Source organism: Desulfovermiculus halophilus DSM 18834 (assembly GCF_000620765.1).
Lineage (GTDB): Bacteria > Desulfobacterota > Desulfovibrionia > Desulfovibrionales > Desulfothermaceae > Desulfovermiculus > Desulfovermiculus halophilus.
Window position 1 is genome coordinate 213,271 of the sequence record NZ_JIAK01000005.1, and the last position, 20,921, is coordinate 234,191.

The following is a 20,921-nucleotide window of genomic DNA, read 5'->3' on the forward strand; positions in this document are numbered from 1 at the left end:
GGAAAGATTCCATGTCTATACCGGCGCACAGCGGACTGGTATCCATGCTGATGGGAGCCACGCTGGTGGTCAAAATCGTATTGAGCATACTGGCCCTGATGTCCATCATCAGCTGGACCCTGATTTTCTATAAGCTGTTCCTCTATGTCCGGGTCAAGCGGTCCATTGAGCAGGAAAGCAGGATCTTTGATGAAGCCAGGGATCTGGGCACTGCCCTGCGGACCTTGAAAAAGCGTTCCGGGTCCAGGCTGTATGTCATCGGGGCCAAGGCAGTCAGCGAGATCAGGTCCCTGGAAAAGTCCAGCCTCCCGCCCAGCGGCAAGGTCAAGGTTGCCTCGGACAATATCCGCCGGGTTCTGCGTCAGGCCGTGAGCCAGGAGATCAACTCCCTGGCCTATGCCCTCTCCTTCCTGGCCACCTGTACCAACTCCGCACCCTTTATCGGACTGTTCGGCACGGTCTGGGGGATCATGAACGCCTTTCAGGCCATAGGGGTTCAGAAGTCAGCAGCCCTGGCCACTGTGGCCCCGGGGATCGCCGAGGCCCTGGTGGCTACGGCCATCGGCCTGGCAGTGGCTATTCCGGCCTCCGTGGCCTATAATGCATTTCTGGGGCTGCTCAACAGCATAGAAAGCGAGCTGGTGAACTATGCCGGGACCTTTCTGAACCGGGCCCAGCGCGAGCTTCCCTGGCTGAGCGCCGGGCGGACCGAGCGGGAGCAGGAGGATCTCCAACCGGGATCCAAGCTGCGCAGCGGCGGGCTTCAGCCAGAGGGTGAACGGGACGATCTCAGGCATTCCATGGACCTGGACGGATAACAATATGGATTTTAACCCTAATCGGCAGGGGTTCGTCTCCACGATCAATGTCACGCCCTTTGTGGACGTCATGCTCGTGCTCCTGGTCATCTTCATGATTACCGCCCCCATGATGACCCAGGGGGTGAACGTTGATCTTCCTCAGACCAAGACCGTGCAGACCCTGCCCCAGGATTCGGATACCCTGGTCCTGACGGTGAAAAAGGGAGGTACCCTGCATATAGACGAGTACGAGATCACCAGGGAGGAGCTGACCGCGACCCTGAAGAAGCTGGTGACCAAAGAGGACGATATTCTCTATCTGCGGGCTGATTCAGAGGTCCCGTATGGGTTTGTGGTCCAGATCATGAGTGACATCAAGGCGGCGGGAGTGGCCAGGCTGGGTGTGGTGGCCGAACCGGAAGAAGAGTAGGGAGGCGGGATTTGGATGGGTCTTGCAAGCTGCCTGCTTTCTCTTCTTTTGCACCTCAGCGTGATCGTTCTGGCCCTGGTTGGTCCCTGGTGGGGCAGCGAGATGCGCATGGATCTGGATCAGCCGGTGTATGAAGTGGAAGTGGTCCGGATGCCGGAGCAGAAGAAGGCGGTTCAGGTCCCGGACACATCCAGGCAAAAGACGTCAGCCCAGAAAAAAGCTCCCCGACAGGTCAAGGCCCAGCCCAAGCCCAAACCAGCGCCTTCAAAGCAGCCCAGGGCTGAGCCGGTGCAGATAGCCGGAAAGGACGAGAAGCCTCAGGCGGCCAAGGTCCGGCAGAAAGAACGGCCCAAACCAAGCAAGCGCCCGCAGGCCGCGGCCGAGACGCAGACCAAGACCCCGGAAAGGGTGATGCAGGAAGCCCTCAAGGAAGTCAGCACCCAGGCCGAACAGGAGAGCGCAGAGGAAACGAACGACCTGGAAGATGCCCTGGCCCAGCTCAAACAGGAGGCCGCCGCCCAGGGAGTGGACCAGGACAACCTGGGACGCTCCGCCTCAGCCGGGGGGACGAAAAGGGTGTACGGCGCCCTGGTCCGGGAACGGATTCAGGCCAACTGGCGTTTCCCGGATCTGGGGCAGAGCCAAGATCTGACGGCCACAGTCCGGATCAGGGTCGATGCCCAGGGGAAGATCCTGGATCAGTCCATGTTAGAGCCGTCCGGAAATGCCCAGTTCGACAACTCCGTGCTTCGGGCCATAGCCAGGACCGGGCGGCTGCAACCGCCGCCAAGCCCTGATCTGAGGACGGTGCGCATCACGTTTCATCTCCAGGACATGATGCCCTAACCCATGCTGCATACCGGGCATGAATCCATATCATTTCGAGCAGTTACAATATTGCAACATCTGAAACTGTAGGGTGCACATTGATGAATATTTTGTTTCGAAGATGGTGGTCTGTCCTCGGGGCGGCAGTCATCCTGCTCCTGTGCGTCGGCGGACAGGGCAGGGCGGAGAACAGCCTCCAGGTCAATATCTACGGCCCCGGACAGTCAGAGATCACTGCCTATATCGCCCCGTCCAGGCCCAAGGCCGGGGGGCAGGATGACAACGGGACGCCGTCCAGAGTACAGGATCTGGGCCGGATACTGCGGGAAGATCTGGCCTTTCTGCCCTTTATCCGTTTCGCCCCCATGGAGGACATCCTGGGCGGGGCCCAGGTCCAGGGAGTGGACCGGGACAGCCTGGACTTCAAGCGCTTTCAGATGAGCAAGGTGGATCTGGTGTGCACCCTGGGCTGGTCAGCCGACGATCCGGATCGGGAGGAAGTGGAAATCCGGGCCTTTGACACCTACTCCGGGCAGATGATTCTCGGACGGGGGTACATCCTGCGGACCCCTGAGCACGTGGAGCAGGCCAGCCGCAGGTTCTGCGCCGGACTGATGCAAAAGCTGACCGGCCGCTCCGGTTTTTTTCAGTCTGAGCTGGCCTTTGTGCGCAAGACACAGAAGGACAAGGACATATACGCCTGTACCCCCCAGGGACGTTCTTTGCGGCCGGTGGTCGACTTGGACGGGTACTGCCTCAGCCCGGCCTGGTCTGCGGACGGACGGCAAGTGGGGATGAGTTTTGTCGGTCAGGACAAGCACGAGTTTGTGGTCTTTGATACCCAAAACGGGGATGTCCGCCGGACCACCCTGCCCGGGAACACAATCATCAGCCCGACTTTCTGGCCCGGAAACGGCTGGGTGATCAGTGCCGATCCACGCAAGAGCCCGGATATATTCAAGCTCACCGCCGATTTGAGCCTGGGGGAGCCCTTGGTCCAGCACTGGGCCATTGACATCTCCCCGCACTTTGATGCCCAGGGCACAGCCATGGTGTTTGTTTCCAGCCGTTTTGGAAATCCGCACATATTCCTGCGGCATATGGACAGCGGGGAGATTGAGCGGATCAGCTTTGAAGGCACCTACAACACCAATCCCAGCATCAGCCCGGACGGGCGGTTTGTGGCCTACTCCCGGCTGATCAAAGGCCACGGCCACAGGATCATCGTCTACGACCGGCAGAAGGGCTCGGAACGGCAGGTAAGCTTCGGGCCGGGCAACGACGAGGACCCGGCCTGGGGACCGGACAGCTACTTCTTGGCCTTCAGTTCAGATCGTTCCGGGACCTATCAGCTGTACGTGACCACCAGGCATGCGGAGGAGCCGAAAAAAATCCCCACAGGGGAGGGAGCGGCCACATCTCCGGCCTGGAAGCCGAATAAACCTCAGTAGCCACTGCTCCTGTGCAGCGGGCGCAAGGTGCAGTAAGGGGCCCGCGTCGGGAGCCATTTGTGAACCCCTATCAGCCAAGGAGGAGAGTATGCGCAGATATGGATGGATGACAGTATGTGTAGTGGGGTGTGCGGTCCTTGTGCTCCTGGTGCAGGGCTGTGCTCGAAAGCCCGTCGGCAGCGGGTCCGAGGGGTTGAGCGCGGACCAAGCGGGAGCGTACTCGGCCAACGGCACCGGGGTGGCCGGGGACGGGACATCCCAGATGACCGCCGAGGAAATGGAAGAATACCGGCTGAAGGAGCAAGCGCGCCGGGAAAAGGCGAAAGCGGAGCAGGCCAAGGACGAACAGCAGAAGGAGCAAGCCGTTCAGGAGCTGACAAAGCGCATCCATTTTGCCTTTGACTCCTACGAGCTCCGGGTCGATGCCCGGCAGACCCTGAAGAAAAAGGCGGAGATCCTGGACCGGCATTCGGATATCGACCTGACCATAGAAGGGCACTGCGACAGCCGGGGAACCGATGAGTACAACCTTGCTCTGGGCGAACGGCGGGCCAGGGCGGCCTATGAGTTCATGGTCCTTCTGGGGATAGATCCGGATCGGATGAACATTATCAGCTATGGGGAGGAGCGGCCCTTGGACCCCAGAAACACCGAAGAGGCCTGGGCCAAGAACCGTAGATGCGAGTTTCGGGTGGCCGACTAGGGCCTATTGAATCAGGTGGGCCAGGAAGCGGACCCCGGTACGGCTGATGCCCGCGGCTGCAGCAAGCCCGGACAGTATGCCCAGGAAGTTGGCCAGGATGTCCGCCCAGGAGAAAAAGCGCCCCGGAATTACGCTCTGGACCAGCTCTATGCCCAGGCCCAGACCAAGGAGGAAGAGGCCCAGCCCAAATGACTTGGAGGCGGGAATGAAGCTCATCCTGGCCCCCAGGGCCAGCCAGGCATAGGCCAGGGCGTGCATTATCTTGTCCGAGTTCTGGATCCGGATGTCCACGCTGAGGTCCGGGCTCAAAGAGCCGTATAGGACGCACCCCATGGAGATCATCCAGCACCAGAGGATGACCTGCTGCAGGCGGTGAACGGCCGGTGATATATTTGGGTTCGAGCTGGACATGCCGCTCCTGGTTTGGGGATGAGGCAGCAGAGTTCAGAGACTGATCCGCCTGAATACTCCTGAGTGCCGGTGTGGATATGCGGTGCGCAGGGAATGATCCTTACTGGTTCTCCTGTGGGCCGTGCCCGGGGCATGACTTGTATTGCATCCGGCTGGCGGAGACCTCTTTGCCCGCCTCCGCGTGCAGCGTGCACACATCAAGCACTGGACCATCATGAATATGTCCCCTGCGCCGTCCTGTCTCCTCCTGCACGGGTATGGGGGAGCACCGTACGATGTCTCCCCGCTGGCCCGGGCCCTGGAGAACCAGGGGCTGCCGGTCCGGACCCCGTGCCTGCCCGGACACAAAGAGACACCGGAGGCATTTGCCCGCTCCAGGTTTACACATTGGCTTCAGGCCGCAGAGGAGCAGGTGCAGGAAATGCGGGCCCGGGGACCGTGTGTGGTCATCGGTCTGTCCATGGGCGGCAGTCTGGCCTTGAACCTGGCCGAACGATACTCCTTGGCCGGGGTGGTGACCATCGCCGCTCCGGTCTTTCTGTATACCCTTTTTCCCTGGAAGGGGGCAAGCCGGCTTTTGCCCCTGGTCTCCCTGCTCCGTCACCTGCGCCCCATAGTTTTGGTCCCTGAAACCTCGAAACAGGCCATGGCCATAGCCCCTCATGCAGGATACGAGGGGATTCAGGCCCTCCATCCCCTGCACAGCTTGATCAAAGGACTGCGGCCGGTGTATCGGAATCTGCACCGGATTACCGCCCCTCTCCTGGTCCTGCACTCCCCCCAGGATCGGACAGTTCCGGTGGACAACGCCTGGCATATACTGCGCGGGGTCTCTTCCAAGGCGCGCAGAATGGAGCTGTTGCCCATAACTGAAGAGCACACCAGCAGGCATCTGCTGACCACCCATGTGGAAACCAAGGACAAGGTGCAGCAGGCTGTTCTGCACTTTTTGGACCGCAATGACATCGCAGGCGCAGACTGAGATCCTGATCGAAGAGACAGACGGGGAGCAGGCCTATGTGCGTCCAGCATCCCCTGACTCTCCAATGGATGCGGAGCAAATCCTTCAGGACTGGTCTCTTGTGCTCTGCTCCATGCACATCCCGCACAGGATCGTCCAGCACAAGATGGGGGCCGCCCTCTCTCTATCCCGGGACAGCGCACAAAAGGCCAGAGAACAAATCGTTCTTTTTGAGGCTGAAAATGCCCAGTTTGTCACGGATGTCAACGCCGCGCGGAAGGGCAATGGCTCAACTGAGTCCGTGTTTTGGATCATGCTCGCACTGGCCCTGTGGCATGGGATAAGCCAGCACCAGATAAAGCTTTTCGGGATTGATGACATCCAATGGCTGCAGCTGGGCAGGGTGGATGGCCGGGCTATGCTCGAGCAGGGACAGTGGTGGCGTGCTTTGACCAGCCTGACCCTGCATGCCGATGCAAAACATCTGCTCTCCAATATAGTCTTCGGTGGCTTGTTCATGCACCTGCTTTGCCAAGAGACAGGCGGCGGCATAGCTTGGTTGTTGACCATTGCGGCCGCCGGCCTAGCCAATGCCCTCAATGTCCTCATCCAGGGACCGCCCCATTTGGCTATTGGGGCGTCGACTGCTGTATTTGCCGGTTTGGGTCTGCTCAGCGGGATGGGGTCACCTCGGGCAAAAAGATGGCCAGCGGCATTGGCTCCTCTGGGAGCAGGTCTGGTCTTGTTGGCCTGGCTGGGAAGCGGGGGGGAACGCACCGACGTGGGAGCGCATCTGTCTGGATTTGTCGTCGGCCTGGCCCTCATCTTTGGTTTGCGCAAATCTGGGCTGGAGAGAGGGACCCTGGATCATCTGCCCCAAAATCTGTGCGGCCTATGTGCTTTCGCTTTGATACTCACGGCCTGGATGCTGGCTGTAATCGTGTAAGATAATCAGTGCTTGGAGCAAATCATGGAAAAGCTGCCCATAGGCATATACAATTTTGGTTCTTCGACCTAGCCTATGGAGTTTTGGCGTTTGCCATTTCTTCTGTGTGCCCACTTTCGGCCCGGTATTTTCTCATTCCCGCCAAAGGGGGATCCCTCGCCCCCTCCAGGCACTCACATGATGGACATTGCCTTCAGATGGACTGAGCATATCATGCATGTGAGTGCCTGTGCTTCCCCCTTTTGGCGGGACCAAGAAAATGTGCGGGCCTGCCGCTTACGGCACACAAAAGAGACGGCAAACTCTTATGTAGGCAGTTCCACTTTCTGTGTCCAAGAGTCGATTTTATTTGGTGTAGATCTTGATTTGATTGGTGTGCTTTTCCTGTTGGCCGGGAGTGGGCTGACCGGAGGTGATCACCACCCTGTCCCCGGGCAGGAACAAGGGGCACTCCTGGACAAACGTCTCCACCCGATCCAGGTGGTTGGAGAGATCGCAGCCGGTCAATTTGGGCCGGACTCCCCAGTAAAAGTTGAGCAGCCGGATGATGCCCATGTCAGGGGTCAGGGCATAGATGGGCTGGGCCGGGCGGCGGCTGGAGAGCAGCCTGGCTGTGGTTCCGCTGGTGGAGTGGCAGGCCAAGGCGATGCTTTCCGTATTGTCGGCCAGGAGGCAGGCGGAATAGGCCAGGTATTTGGCCGGGTTTTTTTCAATCTTCGGCCGGTACGGGCCCTGCATCCGTTCCAAAAGGTAGGACTCGGCCTGGCCGGCGATCTCCTGGATGAAGCAGACTGCCTCCACCGGGTAGTTGCCCACTGCGGTCTCTTCGGAGAGCATCACGCAGTCGGCCCCGTCCATAATCGCATTGGCCACGTCCGTGGTCTCGGCCCGGGTGGGCAAGGGATTCTGAACCATGGACAGAAGCATTTGGGTGGCCACAATGCAGAATTTCTGGGCATGCCGGCAGGCGCGGATGATCTGCTTCTGCAGGATCGGGAGCTGGGGCAGGGGGCATTCCAGCCCCAGATCACCCCGGGCGACCATGATCCCGTCGGCCTGCTCCAGGATGGCGTCCAGGCGATCAACGGCCCTGGCCCGCTCCAGCTTGGCAATGATCGGGACTGTATGTCCGTGTTCCTGCATGGCCAGGCGGAGGTCTTGAATGTCTTTTTCGCTTTGGACAAAAGACAGGGCGAAACAGTCGATGCCGATATCCAGCCCGGCCTCAAGATCGGCCCGGTCTTTGTCCGTCATTGCCGCCAGGGGGACATCCTTGCCCGGAAAGGTGATCCCCTTGTGCGAGGAAAGCAGTCCGGCATTTTCAGCCTGCAGGGTGAACAGGGTGTGGGGTTCGATGACTTCCTGGACCCTAAAGCGCAGCATCCCGTCGCTCAAGGCAACCTCCATGCCTTCCTGCAGGTCCTGGAGCAGCTCCGGTACGCTTAAGCTGATAAAGGGGGATTGAGGGGCCTTGTCCCTAGCCTGGGGCAGGCCAAGGCTGACCCGGTCGTGCTTTTCCACGTTCACAGGAGAGTCCTGGACCTCGTCTATCCTGATCTTGGGGCCGCTTAAATCCCCCATTATGGTCAGGGGAAGGTCCATTTCCTGTTCCAGCTCCCGGATCATACCCACAGTGGGCGCAAAGTCCTCGGCCTGTCCGTGGGAAAAATTGAGGCGGAAAATCCGCACGCCGCAGGTTACCATGGCCTGCATGGTTTCTTTGGCCAGGGACTTGGGGCCCAGGGTGGCGACGGTCTTTATGCGCATGGTCATTCCCCGTGGTCGCTGTGCACAAGAGAGCAAAATAGAAGAAATTGGGTTCTTCGACGTAACCTGTGGATTTTTGGAGTTTGCCGTCTCTTCTGTATGCAATTCCACTTTCTGTGTCGAAGAGCCAGAAATCGTCTGCCGGCTGGCAGGGAAGGGCCGCCCTTCCCTGCACGTACTGCTCATCCTACGAGCAGTTGACCTCCTTGACAAGCGGTCATTGCAGCCGTTTTTCTTCAGGGGACGAAGAAGGAATCCGGGATCGTTCGCCTGCGCGGCAGCAGAGATACAGCCGCCACCAGGACAATAGAGAAGAGCCGGGAGTCATCTCCCGGCTCTTCGAGTCAACGGCTGGTGGTGTGCGCAACCTAGGTCAGAGAAAAGATAGAGCTCTGGGCCAGGGTCCAGAACATGGAGGGAAAGACGCCCATGGCCAACACACCGGCCGCAGCCACGCTCAGGGCCACGGTCAGAGGGGCGGTGGTGGACGGAAGGACACTCGGGCTTTGGGCAGCAGGAGAAAAATACATGGTCACAATGACCCGCAGATAATAGTAGAAGGAAATAACGCTGTTGATTGCCCCCAAGACCACCAGCCAGACAAAGCCGGACTTAATGCCGGCGGCAAAGATGTAGAACTTGCCCATGAAACCGGCAGTGGGCGGGATCCCGGCCAGGGAGAACATGAAGATGGCCATGGCCAGGCCCATGGCCGGTGCTTTCAGGCCCAGCCCGGAAAAGTCGGTAAGGGTGGAGTATTCCTCCCCGTCCCGGCCCAGGAGGGTGATCACCCCGAATGCGCCGATGTTCATCAAGGCGTAGGCCAAAAGGTAGTAGAGGATGCCTGCCTGGGCCATCTCGGTCCCGGCCACAAAGCCAATGAGCAGGTAGCCGGCGTGGGCGATGCTGGAGTAGGCCAGCATGCGCTTGATGTCCTCCTGGACCAAGGCGATGATATTCCCGGCAAACATGGTGGCCACTGCCGCGACCCAAAGGATCATGGTCCAGTTCACGGCCATGGGTTCCAGGGTGACCATGAGCACCCGGACCAGGGCGGCGACGGCTGCAGCCTTGACCCCGGTGGCCATGAAGGCGGTGACCACTGTGGGGGCTCCCTGATACACATCCGGGGTCCACATGTGGAAGGGAACCATGGAGATCTTGAACCCAAACCCGGTTATGGACATGAGCAGACCGAGGATCAGCCATCCGGAGGAAACGGACTCAGGGTTCTGGGCGATGAAGCGGCTCATTTCGGGCAGATCCAGAGTCCCGGTCGCCCCGTACAGGAAGGCGAAGCCCAAAAGGAGAAATGCGGAGGCAAAGGCGCCGAGGAGGAAATACTTCAGGGCCGCTTCGATGGATCGATCGTTGTTGCGGTGAAAGCCGGTCAGGACATAGACGCAGACCGACATCAGCTCTAACGCGACAAAGATGAGGATCAAGTGTCCGGAGCAGGCCATGAAGGACATGCCCACTGCGGCAAAAAGGAGGAGGGAATAGTACTCACCGGTGCCCATGTGGGGGAAAAACCGGTGATAGTTGACAGAGACCAGGATGGTCAAAAAAACCACGAGCCAGATGGTCAGGTTGAGAAAGGCGGCAAACCCGTCGGCATAGACCATGCTTTGGTAGGTTTCGGTCTGGGGTGCGAGGTTGCCGAGCACGAATCCTGCACTGATCAAAACCCCGAGCATGCTCAGCCCGGGGAGGAAGAAGCGGGATTTCTCCTTGACCAGGACATCCGCAACCAGGACCGCGAGCCCGGTCAGGACCAGGATGATTTGGGGCAGGATGGCCTGCACCGGGATAATGGGGGCCGCAAATTCAAAATGCATGATTACCGTCCTCCGTGCGTTGGGCTCACACCTTCCCGGATTTCGGGTTCTCCCGGAATGAGATCAGTCCACAGGGCGATCTGGTGCCCGTTGGGCAGCCGTTGTTCCTCCAGGGCCACATAGGTCTGGTATCTGCTTTTGACCGTATGGATGAAGCGTTCGGCTGAGGCATCCATCTGGCGCAGGAACAGCCCGGGGAAGATTCCCATGACGATGATCAGCACCGCTATGGGCAGCATGGTCACGGTTTCCCGCCAGTTGAGATCCGAAAGCCCGGCGTTTTGGGGCTTGTCCACCGGCCCGAACATGACCCGCTGATACATCCAGAGCATATAGATGACGCTGAACAGGGCTCCGGAGGTAGCGATGATCGCCAGGAGGGGATAGCTCTTGAATGCACCCAAAAGGATCAGAAACTCTCCGACAAATCCGTTGGTTCCGGGTACGGCCACAGAGGCCAGGGTGGCGATCATCAAGAAGGTGGCAAACACGGGCATGATCTTGGCCAGGCCCCCGAACTCCTCCATAAGCCGGGTATGTCGTCGCTCATAGATCATCCCCACCAGCAAAAAGAGCGCCCCGGTGGACAAGCCGTGGTTGAGCATCTGATAGATCCCGCCCTGGACCCCCTGCATGTTCAAGGCGAACAGGCCGACCAGGACGTAGCCCATGTGGCTCACGCTGGAGTAGGCCACCAGCTTTTTGATGTCCGGCTGGACCCAGGAAACCAGAGCGGCGTAGACGATGGCGATCACTCCCAGACCGGCAATGATGGGAATGAACTGATGAGTGGCGTAAGGAAACAAGGGCATGGCAAAGCGGATGAACCCGTAGGTCCCCATTTTGAGCAGGATTGAGGCCAGGATCACGCTGCCGGCGGTGGGGGCCTCCACGTGGGCATCCGGAAGCCAGGTATGCAGGGGGAACATGGGGACCTTGATGGCAAAGGCCAGGAAGAAGGCCGCACAGAGCCAGAACTGCATCTCCACCGGGATATGCAGATCAAGAAGGCTGAAGAGATAGAAGGACGCCTCCCCTGTGGCCTGCTGATGGTGGAAGTAGAGGACAACGATGGCCACCAGCATGAAGATGCTGCCCACAGCTGTGTACAGGAAGAACTTGACCGCGGAGTATATCCGCCGCTCGCCTCCCCAGATCCCGATGAGCAGGAACATGGGGATGAGCATCAGCTCCCAGAATACATAGAACAGGACCAGATCCATTGCCAGGAAGGTCCCGATCATGGCGGTCTCGATGAGCAGGAAGCTGATGATGTATTCCCGTATCTTTTTCTGGATATAGGTAAACGAGCACAAGATGCACAGAGGGACGAAGAAGGTGGTCAGCATGACCAGCCAGAGGCTGATCCCGTCCAGGCCCAGGGAGTAGCTGATGCCCAGGCTTTCGATCCAGGCCCGGTGTTCGGTGAACTGCATTCCGGCCACAGCAGGATCAAAGGCTATGAGCACCGGGATGGAGATCGCGAACTCCAAAAGGGATACGGCCAGGCCCACGGACCAGAACCTCTTGGCTGCTCCGGGACCGGATCCGGGCATGACGGCGACGACCAGTACTCCCGCCAGGGGGAGAAAGGTCAGGATGCTGAGAATGGGCACGCCAGTGAGACTCATCGACGACTCCTTGTGATCCTAGACCAGGGCAAAGACTGAATACACGACCAAGAGCATGGCCCCGAACAGAAAGGATATAGCGTAGGCCTGGACATATCCGCTCTGAACGATCCGCAGCCTGCTCCCGCACCAACCCACGGCGTGGGCCACTCCGTTCACGGCACCGTCGATGACCCGCACATCGAAGCCCTTCCACAGGAAGGTGCTCACTGCGTGCAGGGGACGGACGAAAAGGGCGCCGTAAATCTCGTCCACATACCATTTGTTGAGCATGGCCGTGTACAGCCATTTGAATTTGACCGCCAATTCGGCCGGAATGTGGCGTTTGCGCACATACATGGTGTAGGCCAGCCCGATGCCGATGAACACGATGACCACGGAGATGAGCATGAGCAGGTACTCCGTGCTCACCGAATGGTGGCCGTGGCCTCCGGCATGGTGCATGACCGGTTCCAGGAAATGCTCTATTCGGTTGCTCCCGCCCAGGACGGCGGGAACGCCGATGGCTCCGCCGATGACCGACAGGATGGCCAGAACGGACATGGGGACGGTCATGGATTTCGGCGATTCATGGATATGCTTCTGGACCTCCTGAGACGCGCGGCATTCGTTGAAAAAGGTCATGAAGATCAGCCGGAACATGTAGAAGGCCGTCATTCCGGCGGTTACCACCCCAATGAACCACAGCACCGGATGCCCGTTGGCAAAGGTGTACCACAGGATCTCGTCCTTGCTGAAGAATCCGGACAGACCCGGAAAGCCGGCAATGGCCAGGGTGCCCAGGAGCATGGTTATGTAGGTGACCGGGATCTTTTTACGCATCCCGCCCATGTTGCGCATGTCCTGCTCATTGGCCAGGGCATGCATCACGCTGCCGGCGCAGAGAAAGAGCAGGGCCTTGAAGAAGGAGTGGGTAACCACATGGAATATGCCGGCGCTGAACGCGCCGACCCCCAGGCCCAGGAACATGTATCCCAGCTGGCTGACGGTGGAGTAGGCCAAGACCCTTTTGATGTCGTTCTGGGTCAGGGCTATGGTGGCGGCGACAAACGCGGTCAGGGCACCGATCACGGCCACCACCTGCAGGCTTACCGGGGACATGGAGTAGAGCACATTGCTTCTGGCCACGAAATAAATCCCGGATGTAACCATGGTTGCAGCGTGGATCAGGGCGCTGACCGGCGTCGGGCCGGCCATGGCGTCCGGCAGCCAGATGTAGAGGGGGATCTGGGCGGATTTGGCCGTGCACCCGATGAAGAAGAGGAGGCACACAGCGGTTACCACGGCCTGGGGCAGAAGGTGGGCGTGCTCGAAGACCTCGGTGAACCGCAGGGACCAGACCCCGTGTTCGCCCAGGGCGATGAGCAGCAGGAACAGGCCGACCAGGAAGGCGAAGTCGCCGACCCGGTTGGTGATAAAGGCCTTCTTTCCGGCCTTGGCGTTGTTCAGATCGCCGAACCAGAAGCCGATGAGCAGGTAGGAGCACATGCCCACCCCTTCCCAGCCCAGGAACATGAGCAGGAAGTTGTTGGCCAGCACCAGATTGATCATGGAAAACATGAACAGGTTCAGGTAGGTGAAGTACCGGTAGTACCGGCCTTCGCTGTGCAGCATGTAGCCGATGGAGTAGATGTGGATCAGGAAGCCCACACCGGTGACGAACAGGCACATGACCATGGACAGGGGATCGACCTGATAGGCGATGGAGACGCTGAACTCCCCGGCCCGGATCCATTCGAACCAGATGTACTCCACCAGCCGTTCCGAGGTGGGCAGGCCCAGAAGCTGAAAGAAGGTGACCACAGTGAGCACAAAGGATAGCCCGACTGCTGCACAGGCTATCCAATGGATCAGGGACTTGTTCGCCTCTTCCAGGCGCCGGCCCAAAAGGCCGTTGATGAGCACCCCGAGCAGGGGAAAGACCGGAATGAGCCAGATATAGTCAAACATGCCACTCTCCTCGACTTACCATTTGAGCAGGTTGAACCGCTCCACATCGATGGAACCGGTCTTTTGGTACATGCGGAAGAAGATGGCCAGGCCGACTGCGGCTTCCACAGCGGCCACGGCCATGACGCACAAGACCATGAAGGCCCCCTCGACATTCTGGGTGCTGCGGGCAAAGGTCAGGAAGACCAGGTTTACCCCGCCCAGCATGATCTCGATGCTCAGAAACACGACTATGGCCGTTCTGCGCACCAGAGCGCCGGCTGTTCCGATCAGAAAAAGGGCCAGTCCCAGGCCGAGGAACACGCTTTGATATTCCATACAGCTGTCTCCTTAACGGTCTTTCTTGGCCAGGGCCAGGGCCCCGACAACGCCGGCGGTGAGCAGCACGGCCACCAGTTCAAAGGCAATGATGTACTCGGAGAAAATATGGGTGGCCAGGATGCCGGCTTCTCCAATCTCTTCCATGGCCTGCACGGTAAAGGGGCCGCTGAGAGGGGAGTGGGCCGGCAGGAGCTCGGCCAGGCCCAAGAGGCCGACCATGAAGACGACCAGGATGACCAGCCCCAGGGTCTTCAGGTTCCAGAGCAGATAGGCCCCGGAGCTGAAGCGCAGGTTGAGCATCATGATGGCGTAGAGGATGAACATCATGATCGCTCCGGCATAGACAATGATCTGCAGGACAGCCAGGAACTGCAGGTGGAGGAGGAGGAACATGCCGGCCAGGGCCACGCAGGATACGATCATCCACAGGGCACAGTGCACGATGTTCCTGGTGCAGACCACCAGAAGAGAGGACAGAACGGACAGGACGACGAAAAATGTGAGGATGCCGAGTTCAGCCATGGATCTCATCTCCTTCGCATAGGCAACACAGGCTTCATGGACATGCCGGCGCAGATCCCTCAGCCGAGGATCTTCTGGGCCAGGCTCCTTTGATATCGGAACCTGAAGCGTTCCGGGTCGTCCAGTTTGTCCAGGGAGAACAGGAAGTCTTCCCGGGTGTGATCAACATAGTCGTATACCGTGCTCAAGGTTATGGCCCCTCTGGGGCAGACTTCCTGGCAGAACCCGCAGAATATGCACCGCAGCTCGTCAACGACGAACTCCTCGGGGTAGCGTTCTCCGTTTTCCGGTTCATACGGGGTGAGATCTATGGCCCGGGCCGGGCAGACCGCGGCGCACAGCCCGCAAGCAACACAGAGGAGCTGCCCATTCTCGTCCCGATTCAGGCGGTGCAGTCCCCGCCACCGCGGGCTCACCGGGCGCTTCTGCTCGGGATACTCAATCGTCTTGTGCTTGGACAGCAGGTTCCCGAAGGTATACTGCAGGCCTTTGAGCAGCGGAGTGACGTATTTGAACTTCCCGCTCCATTTTTCCCTGACCCGAATGATGTCTGTGTCGTGCATGGTCAGCTCCGGTTGAGCACCTGGTTAGACTCTCTGGAGATATGTTTCTATTGCCCAAGGTTGTGTTTTCTACACGGCCAAGACCAGAGCGGTGGCCAAGATGTTGACGATGGCCAAGGGCATGAGGAACTTCCATTCCAGCTTCATGACCTGATCGTAGCGCAGCCTGGGAAAGGTCGCCCGTTGCCAGATGCAGAAGAAGACCACCAGCAGGGTCTTGATGAAGAACCAGACCACTCCGGGCAGGACCGGGCCGTGCCAGCCGCCCAGAAACAGGGTGGTCACCAGGCAGCCGAAGATGAAGAGATGGGTGTATTCTCCAAAGAAGAAGAGGGCGAACTTCATGCTGCTGTATTCCACGTTGTACCCGCAGCAGAGCTCCGCTTCCGCCTCCGGCATGTCAAACGGGGTCCTGTTCAGCTCGGCCAGGCCGCTGATGATGAAGATGACAAAGGCCACCGGGGCGTACACGATGTTCCACATCCCGGCTTGAGCCTGGACGATGCCGACCAGACTCAGAGATCCGGAGAGCATGACCACGCAGATAACGGCGAAGGCCATGGACAGCTCGTAGCTGATGATGATGGCTGCGGCCCGCAGACCGCCGGTATAACCGTACTTGTTCCCGGACGACCAGCCCCCGAGCATCCCTCCGTAGGCGCCCAGGGTGCCCAGGGCCAGAATGATCAGGATCCCGACGTCCGGATTGGCCAGATAGAGGGTGATTTCCCGGCCCAAGATGGTGACCGTGTCTCCGAAGGGAATCAGGGCCAGCATAATCATCGGCGAGGCTATGCTGATGATGGGTGCGATGTGGTAAATGGGTCGTTCGGCGTTTGTGGGGGTGAGCTCTTCCTTTAAAAAGAGCTTGATCCCGTCGGCAAAGGGCTGCAGCAGCCCCCAGTAGCCGACCCGGTTCGGCCCGTGCCTGAACTGTATAAAGCCCAGGATCTTGCGTTCAGCCAGGGTCAGATAGGTAACCACCAGCATGCACACGCTGATGACGACCACGGTCTTGATCATGGTGATGATCATAAGTTCCAGCATGGACCATCCTCCTTAGGCAACTTTCTGGATGGAGACAGCGCAGACCTTGAGCTCCGGGATCTTGGCCACCGGGTCCAGCGCGGAGTTGGTCAGGGCGTTGATCGGAGACTCCCGGAAATGAAAGGGGACAAAGACAACACCCGGGCCGGGGCGGTCGCAAATCCAGGATTTGATATTGATTTGTCCCCGCCTGGAGGCAATGGTCACCATGTCCCCATCTGCAAGCCCCAGCTTCTCTGCGTCCAGGGGGTGGATCTCAGCCATGACCTCCGGATAGAGGCGGGACAGGCCCTGTCCCTGCCGGGTCATGGTCCCGGTATGGTAATGCTGGAGGACTCTTCCGGTGCTGAGGACAAATGGGTACTGGGTATCCGGCTGTTCAGCCGGAGGAAGATGCTCGATGGGAGTGAAGGCTCCTCTGCCCCGGGAGAAGCTGCCGACGTGCAGGGTGGGGGTCCCGGGATGATCGGCATCGGGGCAGGGCCAGGTCAGTGGTCCCTGTTCCAGACGCTTGGCCGTTATTCCGGCATAGCTGGGGGTCAGATCGTTGATCTCAGCCAGGACCTGTGGATAGGCGTACTGCATGGGGAAGTTCATCCTGGCCGCGAGGCGGGCAATGATCCAGCTGTCCTCCCGGGCGTCCCCGGGCGGACTGACAGCCTTGCGCACCCGCTGCACCTTGCGCTCCGAGTTGGTGAAGGTCCCTTCCTTTTCCGCGAAACAGGCCGCTGGAAGGACAACATCCGCCTTCTGGCCGGTTTCGGTCAAAAAGATGTCCTGGACCACCAGAAAGTCGAGCTTGTCCAGGGACTGGGCCACATGGGCCTGGTCCGGATCTGAGAGCATGGGGTTTTCGCCCATGATGTACATGCCTTTCAGGGACCCGTTGTGGGCGGCGGGAAACATCTCGGTTGCCGTCAGGCCGGGTGTGTCCGGAAGGGGGCCCACCTTCCAGGCCCGCTCGAACTTGCCGCGGACCTCTGCATCGGTTACCTGCTGATATGCGGTCAGGACGTTGGGCAGTCCGCCCAAGTCGCAGGCCCCTTGCACATTGTTCTGTCCGCGCAGGGGATTGACCCCCCCGCCCTGGACCCCCAGGTTCCCGCGGAGCATGGCCAGGTTGGCCAGGGACTTCACGTTGTCCGTGCCGCAGATGTGCTGGGTTATGCCCATGGCATACAGGATCGCGCCCGGATGGTTGCTCCCATAGAGCCTGGCCGCCTCCTCCAGTTCCTGCACCGTGAGCCCGGTGATGGAGGACACGTACTCCGGGGTGTACTTGTCCACGACCTCGCGCATTTCCTTGAAGCCGGTGGTCCGCTGTTTTATATAGCCCACATCGTGCAGCTTGTCCCGGATGATGATGTGCATCAGTCCGTTGATCCAGGCGATATCCGTGCCGGGCCTGGGCTGGAGCCAGAGGTGGGCGTGCTCGGTGAGCGGGATCTGGCGCGGATCGATGACCAGGAGCTTGGCCCCGTGCTTGCGCACGGCCTCGATGACGTACTGGGAGAAGATGGGATGGTTCTCTGTGGTGTTGGTCCCAGTGGCCAGGATCACCTTGCTGTGCAGGAGGTCGGTTATGGGATTGGTCATGGCCCCACTCCCGAATGCGGCGGCCAGCCCGGCCACCGTTGAGGAGTGTCAGAGCCTGGCGCAGTGGTCGACATTGTTCGTTCCCACCACTGCGCGCATAAATTTCTGGAACAGGTAGTTTTCCTCATTGGTGCATCTGGCCGAGGCCAGGCCGCCGATGCTGTCTGCACCGAACTCGGATCTGATCTTGCCCAGCCGCTCGGCCACCAAAGACAGGGCCTGGTCCCAGGAGGCTTCCCGCAGCTTGCCGTTTTTGCGGATCAAGGGCGTGGTCAGCCGCTCCGGGCTGCCGATGAACTCGTATCCGAATCGGCCCTTGACGCACAGACTGCCCCGGTTGACCCCGATGTTCTGCTCAGTTTCGATGCCGATGACCCGGTTGTTCTGAACCTTGAGCTCCAGCTGGCAGCCGCAGCCGCAGTAGGTGCATGTGGTCTGGGTCCTGTCCTCCAGCCAGTACCGTCCCTTGTACCGGCTCAGGTTTTCGGTCAGCGCCCCGGTGGGGCAGACCGCGAGGCATTCCCCGCAGGATACGCAGCGCTCCGGATGGGGGACCACCCGGGCCTGATTTCCCTGGCCCTGGATGGATATGGCCCCGATGCCCAGGACCTCGTTGCAGGCGGTCACGCAGCGAAGACAGAGGATGCAGCGTTCCGGCCAGTACCGGATGTTCGGGGTCGCGTACTCCGGAACACCCTGATCCGGCCGCTTGGGCATGGGCACGTGCTGCACTCCGTACTCATAGACCAGATCCTGGAGGCGGCACTCCCCGCCCTGATCGCAGATCGGGCAGTCATGATATCCGGTATGCATCAGCATGGAGAGGATCTCCCGTCTGGCCTCCATCACCGCTTGGGAGTGGGTCTGGATGCGCATCCCGGCATTGGCCGGCGTGGAGCAGGCCGGGAGGAGCTCGCTGCAGCCGTCCACTTCCACAACGCAGATCCGGCAGGAGCCGATGGGTTCGGCACGCTGCATGTGACACAGGGTGGGAATGGCCACCCCGTGTTCGCCGGCGACCTCAAGAATCGTCTGTCCCGGTGTAAACGAGACGTCCTGACCATTCAGGGTGAGTGTCTGATCCATAGCTTGCCTCGATTGTGCACTGTGCTCTGATAACGAAAGCTTCCGGGTGCCCAGGCGCCCGCTCATCTGCGGGCCGGAAGGGGGAACTAGGTGCCTGCATCCGGGGCGACGGCGGCCATGCCGATCCTGTAGCACCGCAGGCATCGGGAGGCCTCGCGCAGGGCCTGACCCTGGTCGAAGCCGCCCTCGACCTCCCCGAAGTGCTCGATGCGTTTTTCCGGATCCAGCGCGGGCTGGCGGGCACGCTTGTCCATTCCTTTATAGGGCATCTTTTCAAATGGGTAGAAGACGCCCAGTTCGGAGATGTAGTTCTCCAGCTCGTCGTGGACGTCGGGCAGGCATTGCCCGGACTGCAGGTATTGATCGATATACTTGGCCCCCTTTTTCCCGGCGGCCAGGGCGGCGATCAGGGTGGCAGGACCGGTGATGCAGTCCCCGCCTCCGAAGATGTCCTGCTCGGAGCTCTGAAATGTTACCGGATCCACGACCAGGGTCTTCCACCTGGACAGCTCCACCCCCTGCTCGTCCGGCAGGACACAGTCCACCACGCAGGTCTGCCCGATGGCCGGGATAATGACGTCGCAGTCCAAAACGAAGTTGGATCCCTCCACCGGCTCAGGCCGGCGGCGTCCTGATTCATCCGGCTCTCCGAGCTCCATGCGGATGCATTCCAGTCCGGTGACCTTGTTGTTCTCGGCCAGGATCTTGACCGGCTGGACCTGGTAATGAAAGGCGATCCCTTCTTCCTTGGCCTCTTTGATCTCCACCGGATCAGCGGGCATTTCCTTCAGGGTCCGGCGGTAAACCAGGTTGACGTCCTCGAAACCCAGGCGCCGGGCGGACCGCACGCAGTCCATGGCCACATTTCCGCCGCCGATGACCACGGCCCGCTTGCCTTCCAGGGGCTTTTCGCCCTGGGCGATACGGCGCAGGAACTCCACGCCGGTCATAAAACATTGATATCCAGCGTCTTCCCCTTCACAGCGCATCTTGGAGGATTCCGGTGCCCCGGCCCCGACGAATACGGCCTGATAGCCCTTGTCCCGAAGGTCGGCAATGGTAATATCCTGGCCGATGTTCGTGTTGTAGGTGATACTCACCCCCAGCTTCTGGATATACTCCACCTCCTTGCGCAGGACGTCTCTGGGCAGGCGGTAGTCCGGAATGCCGACCGCGGCCATGCCCCCCGGCTCGGGGAGAGATTCGTAGATAGAGCATTGATATCCGCGTTGGGCCAGATAGTAGGCGCAGGACAGACCGGCCGGCCCGGCGCCGACAATGGCCACCGGCCCCTTGTTTGCATCCTGCTCGGAGTCCTGGACCGGAGCTGCCTCCGGATACCGCTTTTGCTCGTAGTCGACCAAAAAGCGCTTCAAGGCCTTGATGGCGATAGGCTCGTCCAGCTTGGTCCGCCGGCAGTTCATCTCGCAGGGCCGGACGCAGACCCGTCCGATGGTGGCCGGCATGGGGCAGTCGTTGCGGACCACCTCCAGGGCCTCTTTGTACTGCCCCAGGCGGATCTTTTCCACATACGCCGGAATGTCCAGATGAGACGGACAGGCGTTGGTGCAGGGCGCAGTGACCAGGGAGTGATATGTACCCCGGGGGATGGGATTGTTTTGGGCAACTGCCTGCTCGAACTCCTGCCGGTAGTGGGTCAGGGCATCCAGAATCGGCCGTGGCCCTGTTTCCCCGATCCCGCACTTGGCGGTGCTGGTGACCAGCCGGGCGAGTTCAGCCAGCTGGTCCAGGTCCTCAGGATGGCCGTTTCCGCTGCATATCCGCTCCAGGATGTCGGCCATCAGGGCGGTTCCCAGGCGGCAGGGGAAGCACTGGCCGCAGGATTCCTGCTGGACCCGCTGCATATAGGCCCGGCACATGTCCACGACATGGACATCCTCCTCCCAGACCATGAATCCATCCCAGCCCATAAAGGCCTTGAGCGGGCCGTGCCGGTTCAGGGATTGGGGGAGATCGGAATGATCCGTCTTCTCTGAGCCGCGTGTCCATTGGCCCCAGTTGGAAAAAATCAGATTGCGCTGCATAACCGTATGCTCCATATGCTCCACT

General features: G+C 59.9%; 18 protein-coding genes. 7 read left to right on the forward strand and 11 right to left on the reverse strand.

The genetic code is table 11. The features are described from left to right. Nucleotides 1–11: 11 nt before the first annotated feature. The 5 genes from N902_RS16020 to pal all read left to right on the forward strand — a co-directional run bounded on the left by N902_RS16020 (nucleotide 12) and on the right by pal (nucleotide 4,212). On the forward strand, nucleotides 12–818 hold the full coding sequence (locus tag N902_RS16020; protein WP_084287618.1) for a MotA/TolQ/ExbB proton channel family protein: 807 nt from the start codon (nucleotides 12–14) through the stop codon (nucleotides 816–818). A gap of 4 nt (nucleotides 819–822) precedes the next feature. Beyond that, the gene (locus N902_RS0102355) at nucleotides 823–1,230 is read left to right on the forward strand and encodes an ExbD/TolR family protein (RefSeq protein ID WP_027369623.1); all 408 of its coding nucleotides are present in this window, start codon (nucleotides 823–825) and stop codon (nucleotides 1,228–1,230) included. A gap of 15 nt (nucleotides 1,231–1,245) precedes the next feature. Continuing rightward, nucleotides 1,246–2,076 carry a cell envelope integrity protein TolA gene (tolA, locus tag N902_RS0102360; protein ID WP_027369624.1) on the forward strand — a complete coding sequence of 277 codons (831 nt, stop codon included), beginning with the start codon at nucleotides 1,246–1,248 and terminating at the stop codon, nucleotides 2,074–2,076. 83 nt (nucleotides 2,077–2,159) lie between these two features. Beyond that, nucleotides 2,160–3,509 carry a PD40 domain-containing protein gene (locus N902_RS0102365; RefSeq protein ID WP_051564140.1) on the forward strand — a complete coding sequence of 450 codons (1,350 nt, stop codon included), beginning with the start codon at nucleotides 2,160–2,162 and terminating at the stop codon, nucleotides 3,507–3,509. An 88-nt stretch (nucleotides 3,510–3,597) separates the two neighbouring features. Next, entirely contained in the window at nucleotides 3,598–4,212 is a 615-nt protein-coding gene (pal, locus tag N902_RS0102370) for a peptidoglycan-associated lipoprotein Pal (RefSeq protein WP_051564142.1), read from the forward strand. Between the two features lie 3 nt (nucleotides 4,213–4,215). Here pal and N902_RS18535 read toward each other — a convergent pair whose 3' ends face one another. Continuing rightward, entirely contained in the window at nucleotides 4,216–4,623 is a 408-nt protein-coding gene (locus N902_RS18535; protein ID WP_051564145.1) for a VanZ family protein, read from the reverse strand. A gap of 214 nt (nucleotides 4,624–4,837) precedes the next feature. Between N902_RS18535 and N902_RS0102380 the strand changes: the two genes are divergently transcribed. Continuing rightward, a complete protein-coding gene (locus tag N902_RS0102380) occupies nucleotides 4,838–5,605 on the forward strand; it encodes an alpha/beta hydrolase (protein WP_027369627.1) in 768 nt (255 codons plus the stop codon). Beyond that, nucleotides 5,583–6,530: a rhomboid family intramembrane serine protease gene (locus N902_RS16030; RefSeq protein ID WP_051564149.1), complete on the forward strand. Its 948-nt coding sequence runs from the start codon at nucleotides 5,583–5,585 to the stop codon at nucleotides 6,528–6,530. Before N902_RS0102380 ends, N902_RS16030 begins: the two co-directional genes overlap by 23 nt. Nucleotides 6,531–6,875: 345 nt before the next feature. Here the strand turns inward: N902_RS16030 and pyk are convergent, their stop codons facing one another. From pyk to N902_RS0102440, 10 genes are all read right to left on the reverse strand, one after another. Then, nucleotides 6,876–8,297, reverse strand: coding sequence for a pyruvate kinase (gene pyk / locus N902_RS0102390; RefSeq protein ID WP_027369628.1), 1,422 nt, complete (start codon nucleotides 8,295–8,297; stop codon nucleotides 6,876–6,878). A gap of 368 nt (nucleotides 8,298–8,665) precedes the next feature. After that, the gene (locus tag N902_RS0102395; RefSeq protein WP_051564151.1) at nucleotides 8,666–10,135 is read right to left on the reverse strand and encodes an NADH-quinone oxidoreductase subunit N; all 1,470 of its coding nucleotides are present in this window, start codon (nucleotides 10,133–10,135) and stop codon (nucleotides 8,666–8,668) included. A 2-nt stretch (nucleotides 10,136–10,137) separates the two neighbouring features. Then, nucleotides 10,138–11,766 carry an NADH-quinone oxidoreductase subunit M gene (locus N902_RS16035; protein WP_051564152.1) on the reverse strand — a complete coding sequence of 543 codons (1,629 nt, stop codon included), beginning with the start codon at nucleotides 11,764–11,766 and terminating at the stop codon, nucleotides 10,138–10,140. A gap of 18 nt (nucleotides 11,767–11,784) precedes the next feature. Next, complete coding sequence (gene nuoL, locus N902_RS0102405; protein ID WP_027369630.1) at nucleotides 11,785–13,716, reverse strand: NADH-quinone oxidoreductase subunit L; 1,932 nt, start codon at nucleotides 13,714–13,716, stop codon at nucleotides 11,785–11,787. Between the two features lie 15 nt (nucleotides 13,717–13,731). Beyond that, entirely contained in the window at nucleotides 13,732–14,034 is a 303-nt protein-coding gene (gene nuoK / locus N902_RS0102410) for an NADH-quinone oxidoreductase subunit NuoK (RefSeq protein WP_027369631.1), read from the reverse strand. Between the two features lie 12 nt (nucleotides 14,035–14,046). Then, nucleotides 14,047–14,559, reverse strand: a complete 513-nt coding sequence (locus tag N902_RS0102415) for an NADH-quinone oxidoreductase subunit J (protein ID WP_027369632.1) — start codon at nucleotides 14,557–14,559, stop codon at nucleotides 14,047–14,049. A gap of 59 nt (nucleotides 14,560–14,618) precedes the next feature. Then, nucleotides 14,619–15,122, reverse strand: a complete 504-nt coding sequence (locus N902_RS16040) for a NuoI/complex I 23 kDa subunit family protein (RefSeq protein WP_051564154.1) — start codon at nucleotides 15,120–15,122, stop codon at nucleotides 14,619–14,621. A gap of 69 nt (nucleotides 15,123–15,191) precedes the next feature. Beyond that, nucleotides 15,192–16,169: an NADH-quinone oxidoreductase subunit NuoH gene (gene nuoH, locus N902_RS0102425; RefSeq protein WP_027369633.1), complete on the reverse strand. Its 978-nt coding sequence runs from the start codon at nucleotides 16,167–16,169 to the stop codon at nucleotides 15,192–15,194. Nucleotides 16,170–16,181: 12 nt separating this feature from the next. Further along, a complete protein-coding gene (fdhF, locus tag N902_RS20315) occupies nucleotides 16,182–18,995 on the reverse strand; it encodes a formate dehydrogenase subunit alpha (protein ID WP_482156179.1) in 2,814 nt (937 codons plus the stop codon). Next, entirely contained in the window at nucleotides 18,938–20,911 is a 1,974-nt protein-coding gene (locus N902_RS0102440; RefSeq protein WP_027369636.1) for an FAD-dependent oxidoreductase, read from the reverse strand. Before N902_RS0102440 ends, fdhF begins: the two co-directional genes overlap by 58 nt. Between the last annotated feature and the right edge of the window lie 10 nt (nucleotides 20,912–20,921).